Genomic DNA, 20,457 nt, shown 5'->3' with positions numbered 1-20,457 from the left:
CATGCATTCCTGATCGCGTACGCCCCTCCGCGTCACCAGCCGTGGAACCGTCCCCAGGTCTTCAGCGCACCCTCTTCCGACAGCGCGTGATATTCGGGAAACTGCGCGCCGGTCGCGCAGGCGTGGTTCGGCAGGATGCGCAACCGCGTACCGATGGGAAAGCGCGCCGCGATGTCCGTGTCCGGCGCGCCTTCACGCGAGAGGATGCCGTGCTCCTGGTTGGCGCCGCTGAGCACGTAGCCATTCAGCACCCTGCCGTCGATATCGCACACCTGCCCGTAGCCGAAGTCGCGCTTCTGCTTCTGCGTGCCGCGGTCGCGGCTCATGGCCATCCAGCCCGCATCGACGATGGCCCAGCCCTTTTCGGCTTGGTGGCCGATCACGGTGGTGAGCACGCTCAAGGCGATGTCGGCCTCGGTGCAAACGCCGATGTTGCGCATGACGAGGTCGAAGAACACGTACACGCCGGCCCGCACCTCGGTCACGCCGTCGAGCGCCTGGGCCATCAGCGCCGTGGGCGTGGAGCCGACGCTGACCCCGGAGCACGGCAGGCCCGCGCCGCGCAGGCGCTGTGCGGCGCGCACGCAGCCCGAGCGCTCCTGTTCGGCCATCGCCGTCAGGGCCTCGGACGTGTCCAGCTCGTAGCTGGAGCCGGCATGGGTCATCACGCCGCCAAGGCGCATGCCGCCGTCGTGCAGCGCGTGTGCCACGTCGAGCAGCGCGTCTTCCTCGGGGCGAATGCCGGAGCGGTGGCCGTCGGTGTCGACTTCGATCAGCACGTCGAACACTTCGCCGTTCGCGCGGCCGAAGGCTGCAATCGCCCGCACCGATTCCACGCCGTCGGTGATGATGCCGAGCGCACAGCCTCGCCGGCGCAGGTCCAGCGCATGCGGCAGCCGATGCGGCGCCATGCCGACGGCATAGAGGATGTCGGTGAAGCCCCCGGCGAAGAACTGCTCGGCCTCCTTCAGCGTGGAAACGGTGATGCCCTGCGCACCTGCGTCGCGCTGCGCCTTGGCAACGTCGATGCATTTGCTGGTCTTCACGTGCGGGCGAAAGCGCACGCCGAGTTCGTTCATGCGCTGTTGCATGCGCGCGATGTTGTGCTGCATGCGCGCCTGTTCGATGAGGGCGGCGGGTGTGTCGATGGTGGCAAGGGTACTCATGGCTTTCGACTGTACGTTTCAAGGCCATGCCTGTGCTTCAATGCACGGTCATCAATCGTTAAGCACAAGTTAATGATCCAGATCGAGGACATGCAGCTCGCCGCCGCCCTTTTGCGCGAACCCTCGCTGAGCGCCGCGGCCCGCGCGCTCGACGTGACGCCACCCGCGCTGTCGATGCGGCTGCGCAAGCTCGAAGCCGCGCTGGGCCTGTCGCTCGCCACCCGCACCGCGCGGCGGCTGAGCCTCACGCCCGAGGGCGAACGCTTCGCGCGCGAGGCCGCCGCGCTGCTCGGGCAGATCGAGGGCCTGCGCGAATCCATGCAGCGCGACGACCGGCGGCTCACCGGCACACTGCGCATCGCGGCGCCCTTCGGCTACGGCCGGCAGTACATCGCGCCGATGCTGGCGCGCTTCGCCCGGCTGCATCCGGCGCTGCGCGTGCAGCTCGACCTGCGCGAAACCCCATGGCCCGACCGGCACGACGCCGACGCGGTGATCCACATCGGCGCGGTGCGCGATTCTTCCTGGGTGGCACGCACGCTGAGCGCCAACGAGCGCTGGCTGTGCGCGAGCCCCGACTACCTGCGCCTGCACGGCGTGCCGCGTGCGCCGCGCGAAGTGCTGGCGCATGACTGCATCTGCATCCGCGAGAACGACGAAGACGTGACGCTGTGGCATGTGCGCCCGGCCAAAGGCGCAGCCGGGTCATCGGGCAAGCGGTTGGCCGCGCGGGAGACGCTGCGCATCTCGCCCGCTTACGTCACCAACGATGGCGGCGTGGCCCGGCAATGGGCAGAGCAAGGCATGGGCCTCGTGCTGCGTTCCGAATGGGACGCGGCCGACGCCGTTGCGCGCGGCACGCTGGTGCGCGTTCTGGCCGACTGGCAGTTCGACAGTGCGCCAGTCACGCTGCTGGTGCCGAGCCGCAAGGGCCGCACAGCGCGCGTGCAGGCCGTCGTCGGGTTCCTGGTCGAGAGCTTCGGTGCTGCTGGAAAGCAGCTGCGCGCATATCGATAGCCCGATAACCGGATTCATTCGTGGGCCGGATTCGTCCACTGCCGCCCGCAACAGGACTACGATGTTTTGCGGCCGCCTCGCAGCCGCTGTCCAACCAACAACCTGAAGGAGACCGATCCCATGTCCAACCATGTCTACAAATCGCTCGAACTGACGGGCTCCTCGCCGACGGGCATCGAAGATGCCGTGCAGGCGGCCATCGCCAAGGCGCACGAGACGGTGCGCAACATCCAGTGGTTCACCGTGACCGAAACGCGCGGGCATGTGGTCGACGGCAAGGTGGCGCACTGGCAGGTAACGCTGAAGATCGGCTTCACGCTGGAGTGAAGCGAACGGGCGCGCAGGGCGCCACGCTGCGCGGGCCCGCTAGCGCAAGTAGCCCAGGTCCCGCACGTCCGAGCGAACGGCCGAGCGGTCCACCCCCTGTATCGGCAGGCTCACCAGCAGCTCCAGCCGGCGGCGCAGCGAGAACAGCATCTGGATCGCGTCGTGCGCGATCTTGTCCGGGTCGCTGCCGTCGGCCACATCCGGATAGGCCCACAACGCCGCGTCGGGCTGGCCGGGCCATGGCGGCTGGCGGGATTCGGTGGTTGCATCCAGCGTGATGACGAAGTCTGCCGCCGTTGCATTCGCGCGCACCAGTTCGTCCCAGCTGCGCGGCGGCCGCAGCGGCAAAGGAATGCTCGCGCTCTTCAATGCGGCGACGGCTGCGGGATGGAACTCGCGGGCGACGTGCCCGGGTTGACCGCAGGAAGATGCCGAAAACCGCTTCGGGTCCAGGTGCGCGAGGCACGCTTCGGCCAGGATGCTGCGTAATGAATTTCGTCGCGAGACGAAGATCACGCCGATACGTTTTTGCATGGAACCTTGACTATAGCCAAGCGCGCTGAATCCGTCCTGACCATCACACCGCACAGCGGCCACCGAACGGTGCAGACTTGGGGGCATGGACAAGCATTTCCTGAACCCGCTTTTCGCGCCCGCCTCCATCGTGGCCTTCGTCGGCCATGCCGACGATCCGGGTGGCCAGACTCCGGCGGGCCACACGCTGCGCGAGGCCTTTCGCGCCGACCGCTTCGACGGCACGTTGCGCTTTCTGGACGTGCGCACCAAGGGCACGCTCGAAGAGCTGGCGCAGACCCATGCCGATCTCGCACTGATCGCGCTGGCACCGCGCGACGTGGCGGCCGCGCTTGAAGTTGCCGGGCGCATCGGCTGCACGGCAGCAGTGGTTCTTTCAAGCGGTATCGGCGCCGAACAGGCGGCGCAGTGGCGCAAGATCGCGCGGCGCGAAGGGGTGCATCTGCTGGGGCCGAACTCTCTGGGCTTCCAGCGGCCGCTGCTGCATTTGAATGCGAGCGCGGCCGGTCCGCTGGCCAGACCGGGGCCGCTCGCACTGGTGTCGCAGTCGGGTGCGCTCACGGCCTCGATGCTCGACTGGGCACGCCAGAACGGCGTCGGTTTTTCCAGCGTGGTGTCGCTGGGCCCGCACACCTCGGTCGACATTCCGCAGGTGCTCGACTTCCTCGCCAACGACCAGGCCACGCACAGCATCATCGTGTACCTCGAAGGCATTGCCGACGCGCGTCGCTTCATGAGCGCGCTGCGCTCGGCCTCGCATGCCAAGCCGGTGGTGGTGCTCAAGGCCGGCCGCAAGCCCGCGGGCAACGAGGCCGCGCAGACGCACAGCGCGGCCATCGTGGGCAGCGACGATGTGTTCGATGCCGCCTTGCGCCGCGCGGGCGCCGTGCGCGTGCGTTCCTTCGTCGAACTGTTCTCGGCCGCCAAGTGCCTGGCCTCGCGCTACCGTCCCGTGGGCAAGCGGCTTGCGGTGGTCACCAACGGCGGCGGCCCGGGCGTGCTGGCGGCCGACTGGATCAACGAGATCGGGCTCGACCTGGGCAAGCTCTCCGCACCCGCGCAGAAGCTGCTGCAGCCCGCCCTGCCCCCGCTCGCCTCGCTGGCCGACCTGATCGACCTGTCGGAAGACGCGCAGCCCGCACACTACCGCGCCGCCATCGACGCGGCCTCCGCCGACAGCCAGGTCGACGGCGTGCTCGCCATCTTCTCGCCCAAGGCCGGCGCCGATGCGGCCGCCACCGCGAAAGCGCTGGCGGACATTCCGCGGCCGATGAACAAGCCGCTGCTGGCCTGCTGGATGGGCGACTCTTCCGTCGGCAAGGCGCGCTCGGTGCTGGCCGAGGCAACCATTCCGAGCTTTCGCACGCCGGAGGCCGCGGTGGGCGCCTTCGGCAACATCGCGGCCTTCTACCAGAACCAGCAGTTGCTGCAGCAGACGCCGCCGCCGCTGTCGGCGCTGGCCAAGCCCGACATCGAGGGTGCGCGCCTGCTCATCGAAAGCGTGCTGGCCGAGCGGCGCCGTGTGCTGACGGAGATGGAATCGAAGTCGCTGCTGTCGTCCTTCCACATTCCGATCACGCGCACGATGCTCGCGCGCAGCGCCAGCGAGGCGATGATGATCGCGACGCAGCTCGGCTTTCCGGTGGCGCTGAAGATCGATTCGCCCGACATCGCGCACAAGTCGGACGTCGAGGGCGTCGCGCTCAACGTGATGAACGGCACCGGCGCGCGCGACACCTACATCGAGATGATGGAGCGCGTGGCCCGCCTCGCGCCCGAGGCGCGCATCAACGGCGTGACCGTGCAGAAGATGGTGCGGGCGCGGCGCGGCCGCGAGATCTACGTAGGCATGGTGACCGACGAGCCCTTCGGGCCCGTCATCGTGTTTGGTGCAGGCGGCACCATGATCGAGCTGCTGAACGACCGCGCGATGGAGCTGCCGCCGCTCAACCAGTTTCTCGCGCACCGGCTCATCGAGCGCTCGCGCGTGGCCGAGACGCTGGGCGAATGGCGCGGCGCGAGCGCGGTGAACATGGAAGCGATCGAAGACGTGCTGCTGCGCGTGTCGGAAATGGTGTGCGAGCTGCCCGAGCTGCGCGAGATGGACATCAACCCGATCATCGTGGACGAGTCGGGCGCGGTGTCTGTCGATGCGCGCATCGTGATCGGCAGCAGCGCGCAGGCGGCGGCGGGCCACCTGGGCAACGGCTACCAGCACCTGGCGATCATGCCGTACCCCGCGCGCTACCGGCGCGAGTGGCCCCTGCCGGGCACCGGCGGCGGCACCTACATCGTGCGGCCGGTGCACCCCAACGACGCGCAGATGCTGCAGGCGCTGGTGCAGGGCCTGTCGCCCGAGAGCCGCTGGTTTCGCTTCGTCTCGCGCTTCCGCGAGCTGCCGCCGTCGATGCTGTCGCGCTTCACGCTGATCGACTACGACCGCGAGATGGCGCTGGTGGCGGTGATGCTGGAGCGCAGCCTGTCGCCCGAAGGCACCGTGCTCGAGAGCGAGCACATCGTGGGCGTGTCGCGCTACGTCACCAACCCCGACCAGACCAGCTGCGAGTTCTCGCTGGTCGTGGCCGACGAGTTCAGCGGCAAGGGCATTGGCTCGCGGCTGCTGGAAAGCATCATTGACGTGGCGCGCGACAAGGGCCTCGCGGAGATCGACGGGCTGGTGCTTGCCAACAACCCCGACATGCTGAAGCTGGTGCGGCGGCTGGGCTTCACCGTGAAGCCCTTCCCCGAGGACCCGGACTTCAAGCTCGTGACATACATGCTGTAGCGCTCTGTAGCGCTCGCCTTCTCCTAGAAAGAGAGCGTCGCGGCGCCGGCCTTGACCTGCTCGAACACCGCGCTGGCACCCTTGATCTCCACGCCTTCGATGAAATCGCCGAGCTCATAGCCACGCGAGGTCACGCACGGCGGACAGGCCCAGATCTTTCCGCCGCGAGCAATGAACGTGTCGATCAAGGTGCGCAAGGGGTCGAGGGGCGGGACATGGGTCATCTGTTGCCCTCGCTTGCGCACGAGATCGACCGCTGCGCTGGTCAGGAACATGAAGACCTGCATCTCGGCAGTCTGGGCGCCATTGGCGAGCGTGAACGCCACGGAGGACATTTCCGAATCGATGCCACGCGACACAAGCAGGACGAGCTTGTCGGTCATGATTTGACTCCTTGCACGAATGCGGTGTATGAGGAGCTCCGAGTATCCGAATCAGAGAGGGAGCTGTCATTGGCTGAACTTCCGCAAGTTTTGATCGATCCGACGGCGGGGCCCGTCCTGTCGCATGTAGAGGGCGTGGATGCGCTGTCGCACTTGCTGCGAGACATCCGGGTGGCGAAGTGCCTGCAATATTGCTTCGAGCCCTATGGCGACTGGGTTGTCGATGCATCGCCGGCGCCGTTCCGCCCGCCTGGATCGGTCAGCATGCACATCATCGTGGAGGGGCGCCTGTGGCTGGGCATGGGCGAACAGCGTGCAGAGATCCAGAGCGGCGACGTGCTCATATTCCCTCGCGGTACCGCCCATTTCTTCGGCTCCGGACAAACCGGACGCTTGCTGAGCCCTGGCGACGACGTGCCACCCCCGCCGTGGGACCGCATCCCCACCGTGAGGTACGAGGCACCGGGCCAGCGGGCGCGCATCCTGTGCGGGTTCATCGAGGCCCGGGTGCTGGATTTCCAGCCGCTGCTGCTCGGCTTGCCGGAGGTCATGGTCGCACGCACCGCGGAAGATGGCGCCGACTGGCTGCTGCCCGCGGTGCGGAGGCTGATTCGTGAAATCGACGAGCCCTCCCCAGGCGGCATGACGATCGTTTCCCGCCTGAGCGAGATCGTCTTCATCGAACTGCTGCGCCGGCAACTGCTTGCAGCCCGGGCCACCGGAGGCTGGCTGGCAGCCCTTGGCGATCCTGTTCTCTACAAGGCGTTGAAGGTCCTGCACGACAAGCCATATTCGCCGTGGTCGCAACAGAATCTCGCGGCGATCACGGGTGTTTCGAAGACCGTGCTGTGCCAGCGGTTTCAGCATGTACTGAACATGTCGCCGATGCGCTACCTGCGTGACTGGAAGCTCTATCTGGCGTCTTCCGACCTCGCGCAATCCGAAGAACCCATCGCGAGAATCGCGGAGCGCGCAGGCTACGCCTCCGATGCAGCGTTCTGCCGCGCTTTTGCCCGGCTCCACGGGATGCCACCTGCAAAGTGGCGGCGGGCGCATCGGGCGTGAATCGAGGGCTGGTCAAAGCCCGGTTGCGTAGAAAACAAAAAGGCGAATGCTCACGGCGCGAACTTCGGCAAACCGGGCGGGTTGGTCTCCGACTTCGGCAAGGCTTCTTCCGCAAGGCTCCAGCGCGCGAGCGCCTTGGCGTAGGTGCCATTGCGAATCAGGCCGTTGGCCGCCGTGGTCAGCGCCACCGCGAGGCCGCTGCCCTTGCGCGTGGCAATGGCCACGTCCGACTTCAGCGGCCAGCCCGCGTTGACGGTGCCGACCAACCGGATCTGCCCGTTCTTCGCAGCCTCATAGGCCTGTGGTGCATTCGGATTGAAATTGGCATCGACCCGCTTGGTGACGACCGCCAGCGTGCGCGTCACATCGTCGTCGTAGTACTGGATCTCCACCGGCTTCAGACCGACGGCAACGTTCTGCCGGTTCCACTCCAGCAGGATGCGTTCCTGGTTGGTGCCGGCACCGGTCGTCAGCTTGAGGCCCGCGACGTCCTTCGGCTCCCTGATCGACTTGATGGCGCTGTCCGTCCTCACGTAGAAGCCATGCAGGCCGAGCCGGTAGGTCGAGAAGTCGAACTTCTCCTTGCGCTGCTCGGTCACGCCCACGTTGGAGATAACCGCGTCGTACTTGCCCGAACTCAGGCCCAGCGGCCAGTCGGCCCAGGCGATGGGCTGCAGCTCGAGCTTGAGACCCAATGCGTCGGCGACGAGCAGTGCGAAGTCGGGGTCGAAGCCGATGACCGTCTTCGCGTCCGAGGCATAGGTGGAGATCGGCGGCGCGAACGGCGCGATGCCGATGGTCAGCACGCGCTCCTTCACGAACTTGAAGCTCGGCGGAATCGCATTGACCGCCTCGGCGTCCTTCTGGGCGCGCAGGCGACCCTTCTGCTCGGGGCTGAAGTCGAACTTGTCGGCGGCGGCATGGGCCGTGCCGGCGATGAGAGCAAATGCGATGACAAGGCCGCGGACGATGTGCGTGTGCTTGAGGAGAATCATGGCCATCGCATCAGTTCTTCGGCAGGCCCGGCGGGTTGGTGCGCGAGGCCTCGATGGCTTCGGAGTTCAGGTTCCAGCGGGAAAGCGCCTTGGCGTAGTTGCCGTTCCTGATCTGCGTGTTCAGCGCGAGCGTGACGGCTTCGGCAATGCCCGAGCCCTTGCGGGAGGTGACGGCGATCTCGGCGGTCTGCGGCCAGCCGCCCGAGAAAACGCCCGCGAGCCTGGTCTTGCCGTCGCGTGCCTCATAGGCCGCGATGGCGTTCGGGCCCACGTACGCATCGGCGCGGCCCGACTGGATCGCCAGCCGCTGCACCACATCGTCGTCGTAGTACTGGATCTCGACCGGCTTCAGCCCGGCCGCCACGTTCTGCTTGTTCCAGCGCAGCAGGATCTGCTCCTGGTTGGTGCTGGCCGACACGATCACCTTCAGCCCTGCGATGTCCTTCGGCTCCTTGACGGCGCCGAGCTTGCTGTCCGACTTCACGTAGATGCCGATCTGGTCGTTGCGGTAGGTGGAAAAGTCGAACTTCTCCTTGCGCTCCTCGGTCACCGTCACGTTCGACACCACCACGTCGAACTTGCCCGACTGCAGGCCCAGCGGCCAATCGGCCCAGGCGGTGGACACCAGCTCCAGCTTGCGGCCGAGGCTGTCGGCCACCAGCTGGGCGATGTCGGGGGCGTTGCCCACGGGCGTCTTCGTGTCGGTCGCATAGGCCGCGAACGGCAGGCGGCCGGTGGTCGTGCCGACGACGAGCACGCCCTCCTTCTGGAACTTGAAGTCCTTCGCGAGCCTGATGGCCTCGTCGAGCTTCTGCGCGCGCGGGCGCCCGGCTTGCTCCGGGCTCAGGTCGGCGGCGGGTTGCGCCAGCGCAGCCAGTGGCAGCAACGTCGCCAGAAGAACGGACAGGATGTTTCGTCGATGGATCATGAAGAGCAATGCAATAAGGAAAAGGGGAAGAATCAAAGAACCTTGGCCAGGAACTCGGCCGTGCGCGGATGCTCCGGCGCGTTGAACACCTTGTCGGGCGTGCCGGTTTCGAGAATGCGGCCGCGCTCCATGAAGACGATGGTGTCTGCCACCTCGCGCGCAAAACCGATCTCGTGCGTCACGATGACCAGCGTGGTGCCCGAGCGCGCCAGCTCCTTGATGACGGCCAGCACTTCGCCCACCAGTTCGGGGTCGAGCGCCGAGGTGGGCTCGTCGAACAGCAGCACCTTGGGCTTGAGCGCGAGCGCGCGGGCAATGGCCACGCGCTGCTGCTGGCCGCCGGAAAGCTGGCGCGGATAGGCATGCGTCTTGTCGCCCAGGCCCACGCGCACGAGCAGCTCGGAGGCCAGCGCCTCGGCTTCGGCGCGCGACAGGCCGCGCACCGACACCGGCGCCTCGACGATGTTCTCCAGCACCGTGAGGTGCGGGAACAGGTTGAAGTTCTGGAACACCATGCCCACGTCGACGCGCCGCTTGAGGATTTCCTTCTCGTGCAGCTCGTAGAGCGTGTCCGCATCGCGGCGGTAGCCGATGAGTTCGCCGTCGATGGCGATGAAGCCGTCGTCCACGCGCTCCAGGTGGTTGATGGCGCGCAGCAGCGTCGACTTGCCCGAGCCCGACTGGCCGAGGATGACCGTCACGCTGCCCTGCCCCACGGTCAGCGTCACGTCGTCGAGCACCTTGAGCGCGCCGAAGCTCTTCGACACGCCATGGATCGTGACCTCGCCGCCCTGCGTGAGCGGATCGGTCCAGCGCGGTACCTGTGCGGGGGCGTCCACCGCGGACACTTCAGCCACGGGCGCCACAGCCTTCGAGCGCCACAGCCCGCGCACCACGCCGCCGAGCCACGAACGCGGCGGATGGCGCAATGCACCGCGCGAAAAGTGCCGCTCGATGTAATGCTGCGCCACCGACAGCACCGTGAGGATGATGAGATACCACACCGTCGCCACCATCAGCAGCGGAATCACTTCAAGGTTGCGCCGGTAGATGATCTGGATCGTGTAGAACAGCTCGGGCAGCGCCAGTATGTAGAGGTTCGACGTTCCCTTGGCCAGCCCGATGATGTCGTTGAAGGCTGTCGGCAAGATGGTGCGCATCGCCTGCGGCAGCACGATGCGCAACGTTTGCCTTCCGCGCGACAGCCCCAGCGCTGCCGCCGCTTCGAGCTGCCCCTGCTCCACAGAAAGGATGCCGCCGCGCACGATCTCCGAGGCAAAGGCCGCCTGGTTCAGCGTGAGGCCCAGCAGCGCCGCCACGATCGGGCCGATCAGCTGCGTGGTCGGATACGAGAAGAAGGTGACGCCGGTGCCCGGAATGCCCAGCGTCACGGTCTCGTACAGATAGCCGAGGTTGTTGATGATCAACAGCAGCACGATCACCGGAATCGACCGGAAGATCCACGTGAACACCCACGACAGCCGCGCCAGCAGCGGCGAGCGCGAGACGCGGGCCAGCGCCAGCCCGGTGCCGAAAAAGAAGCCGAGCAGCGCGCCCAGCGCCGTCAGCAGCAGCGTGCGGCCCAGCCCTTCGAGCACCGGCTCCGCAAAGAACCATTCGGCGAACACGCTCCAGCCCCAGCGCGGGTTGGTGAGCGTCGAGTGCAGCACGATGCCGATGACCGCCACGGCGAAGATGGTGCCGGCCGTGCGTGCCGGGTACTTCGCCGGAACGACGCGGAAGTGCGAGTAGTCGCCCTTGGCGGGCGCGGGAGCTGGCAGCGGCGCTGCGCGTTGCGGTTGCGGCGCGCGAACTGGCGAGGGACTGCGCGGCTCGGCGCCTGCGTCGAGAACGGTCGTGTTCATCGCCGTACCGCCCCGACTCGTTGCGCGGCGGGACGGCCGTGATGGCGCCCCGTGTCCAGGTGCTTCTCGAAAGGCAGCTTGCGCGGCGTTTCCGGGTCGATGGGCGGATCGAACAGTGCCGAGTAGCCGTGGCCGAGGTAAAGGCCCACGGCCTCGGGCTGGCGAAAGCCCGTCGTCAGGTAGATGCGCTCGTAGCCCTGCCGCAGCACCTGCGCCTCCAGCTCGGCGAGCACCTTGCTGGCCAGACCCTGCCGCCGCAGTTGGCCGTGCGTCCACACGCGCTTGAGTTCCGCCGTGCGCTCGTCGTGCCGCATGAAGGCGCCCCCGCCGATGGCGATGCCGTCCCGCAGCAGCAGCACGAAGTTGCCGCCGTGCGACGGCGCAAACACCTCGGCCGGATAGCGGTCAATCTCGCGCGGCGCGCCGGGCTCGCGCAGCACGTCGCCATAGCGGCTGTCGTACTCGAACGAAAGGCCTTCGAGCAACGGCTTCGCGCGCGGATCGAGCGGCGTGGTGTAGAGGAAGTGTTCGTTCATGCGGTTCGTCTCCGTCTCCTTGCGATTCACTCCCATCAGGCGACCTTCTTTTTCGCTGCGGGTGCGTCGTCTTGCGCGGTGTAGCGGCTCGCCTTGCGTGGCAGTCCCAGGTGGTCGCGCAGGGTGACGCCAGGCAGTTCGCGCTGATAGCGCCCGCGCGCCTCCAGCACCGGAATCACGAACTCGATGAAGTCGTCCAGGCCCTGCCCCAGCACCGGAAAACCGAGGATGAAGCCATCGGCCGCGCCCTCGTCCACCCAGCGGATGATCTCGTCGGCGATGCGCTCGCCGGTGCCGACAAACTGCGTGCGCGGTGTGGCCACTTCGAGTGCCACTTCGCGCAAGGTCTGCCCCTTGGCCTTCGCGTTGGCCTTGATGCGATCGGTGGTCGAGCGGAAGCTGTTGCGGCCGATTTCGCCCAGCTCGGGGAACGGCTCGTCCAGCGGGTACTGGCCGAAGTCGTGGTGGTCGAAGAAGCGGCCCAGGTAGGCCAGCGCCTCCTCGACGGTCAGCAGCTCGCGGATGGCGCGGTACTTGGCCTCGGCCTCTTCCTCGGTGGCAGCGACCACGGGGCCGATGCCGGGAAATATCTTCACGTCGTCGGCCTGACGGCCCTGCGCGACCGCGCTGGCCTTCACCTGCCGCAGGAAGCTGCGCGTGTCTTCGAGCGACGGTGAATGCGTGAACACCGCATCCGCGTACTTGCCTGCGAGACCGACGCCCGCATCCGACGATCCAGCCTGGAAAATCACCGGCTGGCCCTGCGGCGAACGCTGGATGTTCAGCGGGCCCGACACCTGGAAAAAACGCCCCTTGTGGTCCAGCGTGTGGAGCTTCTCGCGCTCGAAGAACTGGCCGGTCTCGCGGTTGCGCGCGAAGGCATCGTCGTCCCAGCTGTCCCACAGGCCCTGCGTGACGGCAAGGTACTCGTCGGCTATCTCATAGCGCAGCGCGTGCTCGGGGTGGCTGCGGCTGTAGTTCTTCGCGCTGCCTTCGAGCGGCGTGGTCACCACGTTCCAGCCCGCGCGGCCGCCGCTGATCAGGTCGAGCGAGGCGAATTGGCGCGCCACGGTGAACGGGTCGCTGTACGAACTGGAGATGGTGCCCGCGAGGCCGATCTTCGAGGTCACGGTGGTGAGTGCCGAAAGAATCGAGATCGGCTCGAAGCGGTTGAGGAAATGCGGGATCGACTTCTCGTTGATGTAGAGCCCGTCCGCCACGAATGCGAAGGCGATGCCGGCCGCTTCGGCCTTCTGCGCGGTGCGCACGAAGAAGTCGAGGTTGACGCTGGCGTCGGCCGGCCCGCCCGGATGCTTCCAGGAATTCATGTGGCTGCCGGCACCCTGCAGCATGACGCCGAACTTGATGTTGCTCATGACGATCGTTCTTGTGAGGTTGAAAAAGAAAGGCTCAGGCCAGCGCCGGTTCGCGCGCCTTGGCGAGCAGTTCGATGCAGGCGTGGCGCTCGGCGAAACCGGCCACGGGGATGTCGATGACGAACTCCTCGATGCCGTAGCGCTCGCTCAATGCGTCGAGCGCGTCGCGCACCTCTTCGCCGGAACCTGCGATCACATGCGGGCGGCGTTCTTCGGTGCGGTAGTCGCTCACGCCGGCCTGCCGCGCAAACTCGGCGGCCGCTTCGAGGCTCGGCAGGTTGACGCTCTGGCCCGTGGGCAGGTGCACGCGAAAGCTGCGCAGCGCACCGACAAGCTCCGCGGCCTTCTCGTGCGTCCCGGCCGCGAAGGCGAAGAGCGCGAGCAGCGGCGCGCGGCCCGTCTCGGCGCGGTAGGCCTCGATCGATTGCGCAAGATTCACCGGGTCGCCGTTGAAATGCCCCGCATACACAAAGTCCCAGCCGAGGCGCGCCGCCAGCACAGCGCTTTCAGGGCTGCCGCCGAGCAGCACGCGCTGCGGCAGCTGCGGCGGGTTGGGTGTGGCCACCGCACCGGCCAGCGCATGACCCGAGGCAACGCCATCGTGCAGGAAGGCATCGAGTTCGGCCAGGCGCAGCCCGAAGTCCTCGCCCTTCGCCTTCACCGGATCGTGCAGCCACTGAAGCGCCTTGCTCGTCAGCGGCAGGCCGCCGGGCGCCTTGCCGATACCCAGGTCCACGCGCCCCGGGGCCAGCGAAGCCAGCACGCGGAAGGTCTCGGCCACCTTGAACGGGCTGTAGTGCTGCAGCATGACGCCGCCCGTGCCCACGCGGATGCGCGACGTCTTCGCGAGCAAGTGCGCGGCCAGCACCTCGGGGGCGGAGCCCGCGTAGTTCCTGTTACCGTGATGCTCGGCGAGCCAGTAGCGGCGGTAACCCAGCCGCTCCGCGCTTTGCGCGAGCGCAATGGTGTGCTGGAACGCTTGAGCGGCGTCGGCGCCTTCGGAAATCAGGCTCTTGTCGAGCAGGGACAGCGAGTAGGGCACGGTGTGTGGCGAAAGACGCCTCGAAAAGAATTGCTGCAAATTCTCCGAGGCATCGCGCGCACCGTTTGCGCTGAATTTCTATATCGATATCTGCTGGATGCTCAGTCGCGCACCTGGGACAGGATCGACTGCGCGGCCTCGCGCGCGCTGAGGGTTGCGGTGTCGATGACGAGGCGCTGCGTGCTCCATGGCGCGTAGTCCTGGTGCTGAACGGCCGCCCATGTCGGTGGCACGAGACCCGGCACGTCGACGCTTCGCTGCTCGACGCGGCGCCGATGTTCGGCGGCGTCCGAGCACATGATCTCGACCTCGACGATGCGCGATGCGGTATCCGCCGCGACCGTGCGCCAAGCCTCGCGCGTGGCTGGCAAGGGATTCACGCAGTCGGCCACGACCGCCTGCCCGAGCAAAAGATTGGCGCGGGCCAGGTCATAGGCCACGATGTAGCCGGCCGGCCCCACGTCACCGGCCAGCACCCTGGCCGACCTCAGCGCCTGCTCGATGGTGTCGATGCGCAAGTAGACCGCGGGCACGAGCGCGGCGATTTCGCGCGCGATGGTGGTCTTGCCCGTGCCCGGCAAACCGCCCAGGACGATCAGCATCTTCACTTGCCTCCAGGTTCATGGCCCTGGCGCCGAGTTCACCACGAATGCGGCAGCAAGGCCAGCACCGCGGCCGCATGCAAGCGCCGCAATGCCCGCACCGGCATATAGCCATGCGGCGCCCGGCGCGCCACTTCGCGCGCCGAGCGCGGCGGAATGCGCCAGGCAGTGGATGTCAGGGCAAGAACCTGGCGGACTTGGGCCGCCGGGGAAAGATGGAAGGTACGCAGTGGCATGGCAATGGTCGAAAGAACGCTTCGGCCGATTCTGCGCAGAGCCACTGCCTTTCCAAAGACGGATTCCAAGTTACCTGATGAGGTTCGCGATGGAGTTTCGGGCGAGCCAGTAGAGTTGCGTCGTCTGTCGCACAACAACTCCTCTCCCGAATGAAAAACATCACCATTGCCCCCGCCACCCTCGAAGAGGTTCGCGCCGGCGAGCTCGGCCTCAAGCTGCGCCGCTACAACTATGGCTTCGTCGGTGAATACCCCGAGCAGCAGTACATCCGCCTCAACGCGAGGGACGAGAACGGTCGCATCCTCGGAGGTCTGCGCGGTTTCGTATTTCTCTACTGGCTCAACATCGAAGTGCTCTTCGTCGAAGAAGACGCGCGAGGCTCGGGCCTTGGCAGCCGCCTGCTGGCCGAAGCGGAGCAGCAGGCCATCGCGTTGGGCGCGAAGAACGCGAAGCTCGACACCTTCGAGTGGCAGGCGCGCCCGTTCTACCTGAAGCACGGCTATGAGGAGTACGCCCGCATCGACGATTACGCGCCCGGTTTCTACCTGGCGTACATGAAGAAATCGCTGGTGCGCTGAAGCAGGCTACTTCGGCGCCGGCTTCCCAACCCCGACCGCATGGCTTTCCAGCCCTTCCTTCGGCAACAGCAACGCCAGCGCGACCACACCCAGGCTCACGGCCAGCATCGCCACGAAGGTGAGATGCAGCGAACCGCCCAGCGCCAGGCGAATGCCCGCGTCGTTGGCCGCTGAACCCTGCACGCCCTGCAGCAGCAGGCGCAGTTGGTCGTCGGTGAACATCGGGCTGCCATCCCCGCGCGTCAGCCCGAAGTTGAAGACCGCGCCGAAGAAGGCCGCGCCCAGCGCACTGCCGAGGTTGCGCGAGAACACGTTCGACGCCGTGGCGATGCCGCGCTGCGCAAGATCGACGCCTTCCTGGATCAGGATCAGCGAGCTCAGGCTCATCACGCCCATGCCCAGGCCGATGACGAAGGAGCCGATGGCGGGCAGCACCGGCGAGCTGCCCGGCGCGAGCAGGACGAAGGCCGAGGTGCCCACCGGAATAAGCGCCGCACCGACCACCACCATGCGCCACAGGCCGATGCGATGGAAGGTGCGCGAGGTCAGCGTCGCGCCGATGGGCCAGCCGAGCATCACCATCGTGAGCGTGAGGCCGGCCGTGACCGACGAGCGTTCGAGCACCACCTGCACGTACATCGGCAGGAAGGTCGTGATGCCGATCAGCACCATGCCGGCCAGCATTGCCGCGCCGTTGACGGCGGCGATCATCCGCGCGCCCCAGAGCTTCAGCGACACCATCGGGTCGGTCGCGCGGCGCTCCTGCGCGATGAACAGCACGAGCGTGACGACGAACAAGCCGGCCCACGCGAGCGCCACGCCCGCATTGCCGACGCCGAATTCCGTCAGCGCGATCATCAGCGCCGCGATGCCGATGGTGAACAGCACCGCGCCCACCATGTCGATGGACGAGCGGCGCACCGTGGGCGCTTCGTGCAGGAAGAGCCAGAAGCCCGCCGCCGCCGCCAGGCCGATGGGCACGTTGACCCAGAAGATCCACGCCCAGGACAGCTTCTGCACGATCAGTGCGCCGATCATCGGCCCCACCACAGCCGACACGGCCCAGACGCTCGCAAGCCAGCCCTGCACCTTGCCGCGTTCGCGCACCGGATAGAGATCGCCCACGATGGTGAGCGCCACCGGCTGGATGGCTCCCGCGCCGATGCCCTGGATGAGCCGGAAGCAGATCATGGCCGGCATCGACCACGCGAAGCCCGCCAGCACCGAGCCGAGGACGAAGACGGCGATGCCCACGAACATGATGGGCTTGCGCCCGTACAGGTCCGAGAGCTTGCCGAACACCACGGTCATCGCGGTCTGCGCCAGCAGGAAGGAGGCGAACACCCAGCTGTACAGATGCAGTCCGCCCAGTTCGGAGGCGATCTGCGGCATGACGGTGGAGACGATGGTGGCTTCGATGGCCACCATCGCCATGGAGGCCATGATCGAGGCAATGACGAGGGGGCGGTTTGTTGTTCTGTTGGTGGAGGTCATGAGCCGTGCATGCTATAGACGGCTTGAGCCCTTGTCCGGCGCTCAAGCTCTCAGTGTGAAGAGTCAGGAGGTGCCGTCGTAGATATAGCGGCGCGACCACGGCAGCGTGTTCGCCGACCGCCCTGCCTTGCGGCCCACGACCTGGTAGATGGCCACGTCGTCGTTCTCGAAGGCATAGGCGCAGCCCGCGAGGTAGATGCGCCAGATGCGGAATCTTTCTTCGTCGACGAACGCGTGCGCCTTCTCGCTGTTGGCTTCATAGGCGTCGCTCCAGCAGCGCAGCGTGCGCACATAGTGGCGGCGCAGGTTCTCCACGTCGAAGGCTTCGAGGCCGCCCTGCTGCATGGCTTGCAGCGCGAGGCCGATGTGCGGCAGCTCGCCGTTGGGGAACACGTAGCGGTCGATGAAGTCGCCGCCGCCGTACGACACGCCGCCGCCCGCGGGGTCGGACGAGGTGATGCCGTGGTTCATCAACACGCCGTCGTCTGCAAGCAGCTCCTGCACGCGCCTGAAGTACGCGGGCAGGTTCTTGCGGCCCACGTGCTCGAACATGCCGACGCTGGTGATGCGGTCGAACCGGCCGGTCACGTCGCGGTAGTCCTGCAGGCGGATCTCGACGTTGTCCTGCAGGCCGGCGGCCTTCACGCGTTCGGTCGCCAGCTCCAGCTGGTTTTGCGAGAGCGTCACCCCCACGCAGCGCGCGCCGAACTTCTGCGCCGCGCGGATCGCCAGCGCACCCCAGCCGCAGCCGATGTCGAGCAGCGTCTGGCCCGGCTTCAGTTCGATCTTGGTGAGGATGTGGTCCATCTTCTTCAGTTGCGCGGTGGCGAGGTCTTCGTCGCCGTTCTCGAAGTAGGCGCACGAATAGACCATGTTCGGATCGAGCCACAGCCGATAGAACTCGTTGGACACGTCGTAGTGGTACTCGACGGCTTTCCTGTCCGACGATTTGGTGTGCGAGAAGTAGCGCGCCATGTTCTGCAGCGCACCGCCGGGCTTGTCGATCGATGTGCTGGCGAGGCCATAGGCGATGTCGATGACGTCGCTGAGCTTGCCCTCGATGTCGATCTTGCTCTTGACGTAGGCCTCGCCCAGGTTGTCGAGCGTGGGATGCAGCACCAGCGAAAGCGCGGCCAGCGACTTCACATGCAGCGTGACCGAAGGCCCGCTGAAGGTGCCGAAGTCGTAGGACTGGCCGTCCCACAGGGTGAGCCGCACGGGCAGGTTGGCGCGCTCGCGGACCACGGCGCTCCATCGTGCCAGCTTCTTTTGCCAAAGCATGCATTACTCCGTGTTGCTGCAGCGAACAAAACAATAGCGAGATTCCGCGAAACCTGCATGGCAGGGGCGGCGCGGGAAATTTCAGCAGGTGCTAAGAGGCTGCGCCTGGTCTTGCGGCGCTGGCGTCGCCTCCGGGTGCGTCGCTCGCCTCGACGAAGATGCGCCTGATCATCGGGAACCGCGCCCGCACCTGCTTCTCGATGGCCGCGATGGCATCGGCCGCGTCGCCGGTGGGGGTGTCGTCCTTGAAGTCGACATCGACGACCACGAGCACCTCGTCGGGGCCGACGTACATCGAAAGCACGCGGCCCACGCCTTCGACGCTGGGCTGCTCCATCACCACCGCACGGATGGCCTTCGCGGTTTCCGGGCGAACGCCCTCCCCGATCAACAGCCCGCGCGACTGCGCGATGAGCAGCACCGCCACGCCCGCGAGCAGCACGCCGATGACCACCGAGGCCACGCCATCGAGCATCGGCATGTTCAAGGCGTGGCTGAAGTAGATGCCCAGCGCGGCCACCGCCAGCCCCGCCAGCGCGGCCGAATCTTCGGCCAGCACGGTGTAGGTCGTCGGGTCCTTGCTGCGGTCGAGCGCCTCCCAGAACGGCACGCCGCGGGCCTGCCCGCGAAACTGCCTCAGCGCGATGAGGAAGCTGGTGCCCTCGAACAGCGCCGCCGCCGCGAGCACCACGTAGTTCCACGTCGGGTCGCGCATCGGCTCCGGCTGCCGGATGTGCTGGATGCCTTCGTAGAACGACACGCCGCCGCCCAGCCCGAAGATCAACACCGCGACGATGAGGCTCCAGAAATACAGCTCCTTGCCATGCCCGAACGGATGCTCGGCGGTCGCCGGACGCTTGCTCAGGTGCAGGCCCACCAGCAGCAGCACGCCGTTGAAGGTGTCGACCGCCGAGTGGATGCCCTCCGACAGCATCGCCGAGCTGCCGGTGATGCCCGCGACGATGAACTTGGTGACCGCGATCGCCACGTTGGCGCCGATGGCGCCGTAGATGGGGATCTTCGATTCAGCCATCCAGCGTGCCGGCCGTGCGCTTCGGTGGCCGGACTCAGGCCGCTTCCATCGACGCGGCACCCATCGCGTCGTTGCCCGCCTCGCCGAGCCAGCGGCGCTTGTCGCGCAGCGGCGGCGCGCCGAACATGCGGCCGTACTCGCGCGCGAACTGCGACGGGCTTTCGTAACCCACGCTGTGCGCGGCGCTCGCCACGTCGGCGCCGGCAATCAGCATCTGCCGGCGCGCCTCCTGCAGGCGCAGCTGCTTCTGGTACTGCAGCGGGCTCATCGCGGTGACGGCCTTGAAGTGGTGGTGGAACGACGACACGCTCATGTGCACCGCCCGCGCCATGTCTTCCACCCGCAGCGACTGCGCGTAGTTGACGCGCAGCGCGCTGATGGCTTTCGCGATGCGCTGGGTGTGGCTGTCCTGCAGCGCGATCTGCCGCAGCCGCGCGCCCTCGCCGTTGACCAGCAGGCGGTACATGATCTCGCGCTTGATGAGCGGCGCCATGATCGGCACGTCTTCCGGCGTATCGAGCAGCCGCAGCAGGCGCAGCACGGGCTCGAGCACCGGCATGGCGATGCGGTTGACGTACATGCCGCGCGAGGCTGGCGCATTGGCCTTGGCGGGCAGCTTCTCGTCGCCGATGAGCTCGCCGATCTCGTCGAGGGCCAGTTCCAGCCGCACGCCGAGGTAAGGCTCCTTCTCGCTCGTCACGCACACCTGGCCGCACACCGGCAGGTCGACCGAGGTGACGAGGTAGTGCATCGGGTCGTACACGTAGATGTCGTCGCCCACGATGATTCGTTTGGAGCCCTGCGCGATCAGGCCCAGCGCGGGAGACGCGAAGGCGTGCTTGGGACCTTCTGGCTTGCTGATGCAGAACACCTGCAGGCCGGGCACGGCGGTGATGACGGTGCCGTCCTGCCCGCGCGTGATGTGCTCGATCAGCGCCACCAGTTCCTTGCGGGCTTCGTCGAGTTCGGGGTCCAGCGGCATCGGCTGGGCGATGACGGCGGCGATTTCGGGAGTTTCGTCGGACATGTTCGAGGCCTTGTCATGGTTGGGGGCCAAAGGGGCGGCCACCATGGAGGAATGAGTGCTTTGCAGCTTAGCGCTCCTTCGCCGGATTCGCACGCATCGCACGGGAGGTCTGGAGAATCAGGCAAATACTTTGCAGGAACGCGCTCGCCACGGGGCGGGCGCCGGCGGGATACTTTTCTGCAGTCG

At 66.9% G+C, this 20,457-nt stretch carries 20 protein-coding genes; 5 read left to right on the top strand and 15 right to left on the bottom strand.

Annotated features, from left to right (window positions below; all coding sequences use genetic code 11):
* Positions 1–32 precede the first annotated feature (32 nt).
* Entirely contained in the window at positions 33–1,166 is a 1,134-nt protein-coding gene (locus ASC92_RS18380) for a DSD1 family PLP-dependent enzyme (RefSeq protein ID WP_056518455.1), read from the bottom strand.
* A gap of 72 nt (positions 1,167–1,238) precedes the next feature.
* On the opposite strand from ASC92_RS18380, the gene ASC92_RS18375 reads away from it, so the two are divergent.
* Positions 1,239–2,183, top strand: coding sequence for a LysR family transcriptional regulator (locus ASC92_RS18375; protein WP_056518454.1), 945 nt, complete (start codon positions 1,239–1,241; stop codon positions 2,181–2,183).
* Positions 2,184–2,303: 120 nt separating this feature from the next.
* The gene (locus ASC92_RS18370; RefSeq protein ID WP_056518453.1) at positions 2,304–2,510 is read left to right on the top strand and encodes a dodecin; all 207 of its coding nucleotides are present in this window, start codon (positions 2,304–2,306) and stop codon (positions 2,508–2,510) included.
* A gap of 39 nt (positions 2,511–2,549) precedes the next feature.
* On the opposite strand, the gene ASC92_RS18365 is transcribed toward ASC92_RS18370, so the two are convergent.
* A complete protein-coding gene (locus tag ASC92_RS18365) occupies positions 2,550–3,044 on the bottom strand; it encodes a low molecular weight phosphatase family protein (protein WP_056518452.1) in 495 nt (164 codons plus the stop codon).
* 85 nt (positions 3,045–3,129) lie between these two features.
* Between ASC92_RS18365 and ASC92_RS18360 the strand changes: the two genes are divergently transcribed.
* The gene (locus ASC92_RS18360) at positions 3,130–5,829 is read left to right on the top strand and encodes a bifunctional acetate--CoA ligase family protein/GNAT family N-acetyltransferase (RefSeq protein ID WP_056518451.1); all 2,700 of its coding nucleotides are present in this window, start codon (positions 3,130–3,132) and stop codon (positions 5,827–5,829) included.
* A gap of 23 nt (positions 5,830–5,852) precedes the next feature.
* On the opposite strand, the gene ASC92_RS18355 is transcribed toward ASC92_RS18360, so the two are convergent.
* Complete coding sequence (locus ASC92_RS18355; protein WP_056518450.1) at positions 5,853–6,212, bottom strand: DsrE family protein; 360 nt, start codon at positions 6,210–6,212, stop codon at positions 5,853–5,855.
* Between the two features lie 69 nt (positions 6,213–6,281).
* On the opposite strand from ASC92_RS18355, the gene ASC92_RS28140 reads away from it, so the two are divergent.
* Positions 6,282–7,277 carry an AraC family transcriptional regulator gene (locus tag ASC92_RS28140; protein WP_162245730.1) on the top strand — a complete coding sequence of 332 codons (996 nt, stop codon included), beginning with the start codon at positions 6,282–6,284 and terminating at the stop codon, positions 7,275–7,277.
* Positions 7,278–7,327: 50 nt separating this feature from the next.
* Here the strand turns inward: ASC92_RS28140 and ASC92_RS18345 are convergent, their stop codons facing one another.
* The 8 genes from ASC92_RS18345 to ASC92_RS28665 all read right to left on the bottom strand — a co-directional run bounded on the left by ASC92_RS18345 (position 7,328) and on the right by ASC92_RS28665 (position 14,857).
* Positions 7,328–8,272: an ABC transporter substrate-binding protein gene (locus tag ASC92_RS18345; RefSeq protein WP_414820417.1), complete on the bottom strand. Its 945-nt coding sequence runs from the start codon at positions 8,270–8,272 to the stop codon at positions 7,328–7,330.
* A gap of 10 nt (positions 8,273–8,282) precedes the next feature.
* Positions 8,283–9,200 carry an ABC transporter substrate-binding protein gene (locus ASC92_RS18340; RefSeq protein ID WP_056518447.1) on the bottom strand — a complete coding sequence of 306 codons (918 nt, stop codon included), beginning with the start codon at positions 9,198–9,200 and terminating at the stop codon, positions 8,283–8,285.
* Between the two features lie 32 nt (positions 9,201–9,232).
* Positions 9,233–11,065, bottom strand: coding sequence for an amino acid ABC transporter permease/ATP-binding protein (locus tag ASC92_RS29610; protein ID WP_082519633.1), 1,833 nt, complete (start codon positions 11,063–11,065; stop codon positions 9,233–9,235).
* On the bottom strand, positions 11,062–11,601 hold the full coding sequence (locus ASC92_RS18325) for a GNAT family N-acetyltransferase (protein WP_056519120.1): 540 nt from the start codon (positions 11,599–11,601) through the stop codon (positions 11,062–11,064). Before ASC92_RS18325 ends, ASC92_RS29610 begins: the two co-directional genes overlap by 4 nt.
* A gap of 35 nt (positions 11,602–11,636) precedes the next feature.
* On the bottom strand, positions 11,637–12,977 hold the full coding sequence (locus ASC92_RS18320) for an LLM class flavin-dependent oxidoreductase (RefSeq protein WP_056518446.1): 1,341 nt from the start codon (positions 12,975–12,977) through the stop codon (positions 11,637–11,639).
* Between the two features lie 34 nt (positions 12,978–13,011).
* Positions 13,012–14,019 (bottom strand): LLM class flavin-dependent oxidoreductase, encoded by a 1,008-nt coding sequence (locus tag ASC92_RS18315; RefSeq protein WP_056518445.1) that lies wholly within the window; start codon positions 14,017–14,019, stop codon positions 13,012–13,014.
* 101 nt (positions 14,020–14,120) lie between these two features.
* Positions 14,121–14,621, bottom strand: a complete 501-nt coding sequence (locus ASC92_RS18310) for an AAA family ATPase (RefSeq protein WP_056519118.1) — start codon at positions 14,619–14,621, stop codon at positions 14,121–14,123.
* Between the two features lie 38 nt (positions 14,622–14,659).
* On the bottom strand, positions 14,660–14,857 hold the full coding sequence (locus ASC92_RS28665) for a hypothetical protein (protein WP_157609079.1): 198 nt from the start codon (positions 14,855–14,857) through the stop codon (positions 14,660–14,662).
* A 150-nt stretch (positions 14,858–15,007) separates the two neighbouring features.
* Here ASC92_RS28665 and ASC92_RS18305 point away from each other — a divergent pair, with 150 nt between their 5' ends.
* Positions 15,008–15,436, top strand: a complete 429-nt coding sequence (locus tag ASC92_RS18305; protein WP_056518444.1) for a GNAT family N-acetyltransferase — start codon at positions 15,008–15,010, stop codon at positions 15,434–15,436.
* Between the two features lie 6 nt (positions 15,437–15,442).
* Here ASC92_RS18305 and ASC92_RS18300 read toward each other — a convergent pair whose 3' ends face one another.
* The 4 genes from ASC92_RS18300 to ASC92_RS18285 all read right to left on the bottom strand — a co-directional run bounded on the left by ASC92_RS18300 (position 15,443) and on the right by ASC92_RS18285 (position 20,271).
* Positions 15,443–16,930, bottom strand: a complete 1,488-nt coding sequence (locus tag ASC92_RS18300; protein WP_056518443.1) for an MFS transporter — start codon at positions 16,928–16,930, stop codon at positions 15,443–15,445.
* 63 nt (positions 16,931–16,993) lie between these two features.
* The gene (locus ASC92_RS18295; RefSeq protein WP_056518442.1) at positions 16,994–18,211 is read right to left on the bottom strand and encodes an SAM-dependent methyltransferase; all 1,218 of its coding nucleotides are present in this window, start codon (positions 18,209–18,211) and stop codon (positions 16,994–16,996) included.
* Positions 18,212–18,302: 91 nt separating this feature from the next.
* Positions 18,303–19,244 (bottom strand): cation diffusion facilitator family transporter, encoded by a 942-nt coding sequence (locus ASC92_RS18290; protein WP_056518441.1) that lies wholly within the window; start codon positions 19,242–19,244, stop codon positions 18,303–18,305.
* A 34-nt stretch (positions 19,245–19,278) separates the two neighbouring features.
* Entirely contained in the window at positions 19,279–20,271 is a 993-nt protein-coding gene (locus tag ASC92_RS18285; protein WP_056519116.1) for an AraC family transcriptional regulator, read from the bottom strand.
* Positions 20,272–20,457: the final 186 nt, after the last annotated feature.

The organism is Variovorax sp. Root411, from assembly GCF_001425205.1.
Classification (GTDB): Bacteria; Pseudomonadota; Gammaproteobacteria; order Burkholderiales; family Burkholderiaceae_C; genus Variovorax.
This window is presented reverse-complemented; position numbering and strand designations above follow the sequence as displayed.

Bases quoted from the DNA above. Each gene is read 5' to 3' on its own strand.
- ASC92_RS18380 (WP_056518455.1), bottom strand. From the start codon at position 1,166: ATGAGTACCCTTGCCACCATCGACACACCCGCCGCCCTCATCGAACAG.
- ASC92_RS18375 (WP_056518454.1), top strand. From the start codon at position 1,239: ATGATCCAGATCGAGGACATGCAGCTCGCCGCCGCCCTTTTGCGCGAA.
- ASC92_RS18370 (WP_056518453.1), top strand. From the start codon at position 2,304: ATGTCCAACCATGTCTACAAATCGCTCGAACTGACGGGCTCCTCGCCG.
- ASC92_RS18365 (WP_056518452.1), bottom strand. From the start codon at position 3,044: ATGCAAAAACGTATCGGCGTGATCTTCGTCTCGCGACGAAATTCATTA.
- ASC92_RS18360 (WP_056518451.1), top strand. From the start codon at position 3,130: ATGGACAAGCATTTCCTGAACCCGCTTTTCGCGCCCGCCTCCATCGTG.
- ASC92_RS18355 (WP_056518450.1), bottom strand. From the start codon at position 6,212: ATGACCGACAAGCTCGTCCTGCTTGTGTCGCGTGGCATCGATTCGGAA.
- ASC92_RS18345 (WP_414820417.1), bottom strand. From the start codon at position 8,272: ATGATTCTCCTCAAGCACACGCACATCGTCCGCGGCCTTGTCATCGCA.
- ASC92_RS18340 (WP_056518447.1), bottom strand. From the start codon at position 9,200: ATGATCCATCGACGAAACATCCTGTCCGTTCTTCTGGCGACGTTGCTG.
- ASC92_RS29610 (WP_082519633.1), bottom strand. From the start codon at position 11,065: ATGAACACGACCGTTCTCGACGCAGGCGCCGAGCCGCGCAGTCCCTCG.
- ASC92_RS18325 (WP_056519120.1), bottom strand. From the start codon at position 11,601: ATGAACGAACACTTCCTCTACACCACGCCGCTCGATCCGCGCGCGAAG.
- ASC92_RS18320 (WP_056518446.1), bottom strand. From the start codon at position 12,977: ATGAGCAACATCAAGTTCGGCGTCATGCTGCAGGGTGCCGGCAGCCAC.
- ASC92_RS18310 (WP_056519118.1), bottom strand. From the start codon at position 14,621: ATGCTGATCGTCCTGGGCGGTTTGCCGGGCACGGGCAAGACCACCATC.
- ASC92_RS28665 (WP_157609079.1), bottom strand. From the start codon at position 14,857: ATGCCACTGCGTACCTTCCATCTTTCCCCGGCGGCCCAAGTCCGCCAG.
- ASC92_RS18305 (WP_056518444.1), top strand. From the start codon at position 15,008: ATGAAAAACATCACCATTGCCCCCGCCACCCTCGAAGAGGTTCGCGCC.
- ASC92_RS18300 (WP_056518443.1), bottom strand. From the start codon at position 16,930: ATGACCTCCACCAACAGAACAACAAACCGCCCCCTCGTCATTGCCTCG.
- ASC92_RS18295 (WP_056518442.1), bottom strand. From the start codon at position 18,211: ATGCTTTGGCAAAAGAAGCTGGCACGATGGAGCGCCGTGGTCCGCGAG.
- ASC92_RS18290 (WP_056518441.1), bottom strand. From the start codon at position 19,244: ATGGCTGAATCGAAGATCCCCATCTACGGCGCCATCGGCGCCAACGTG.
- ASC92_RS18285 (WP_056519116.1), bottom strand. From the start codon at position 20,271: ATGTCCGACGAAACTCCCGAAATCGCCGCCGTCATCGCCCAGCCGATG.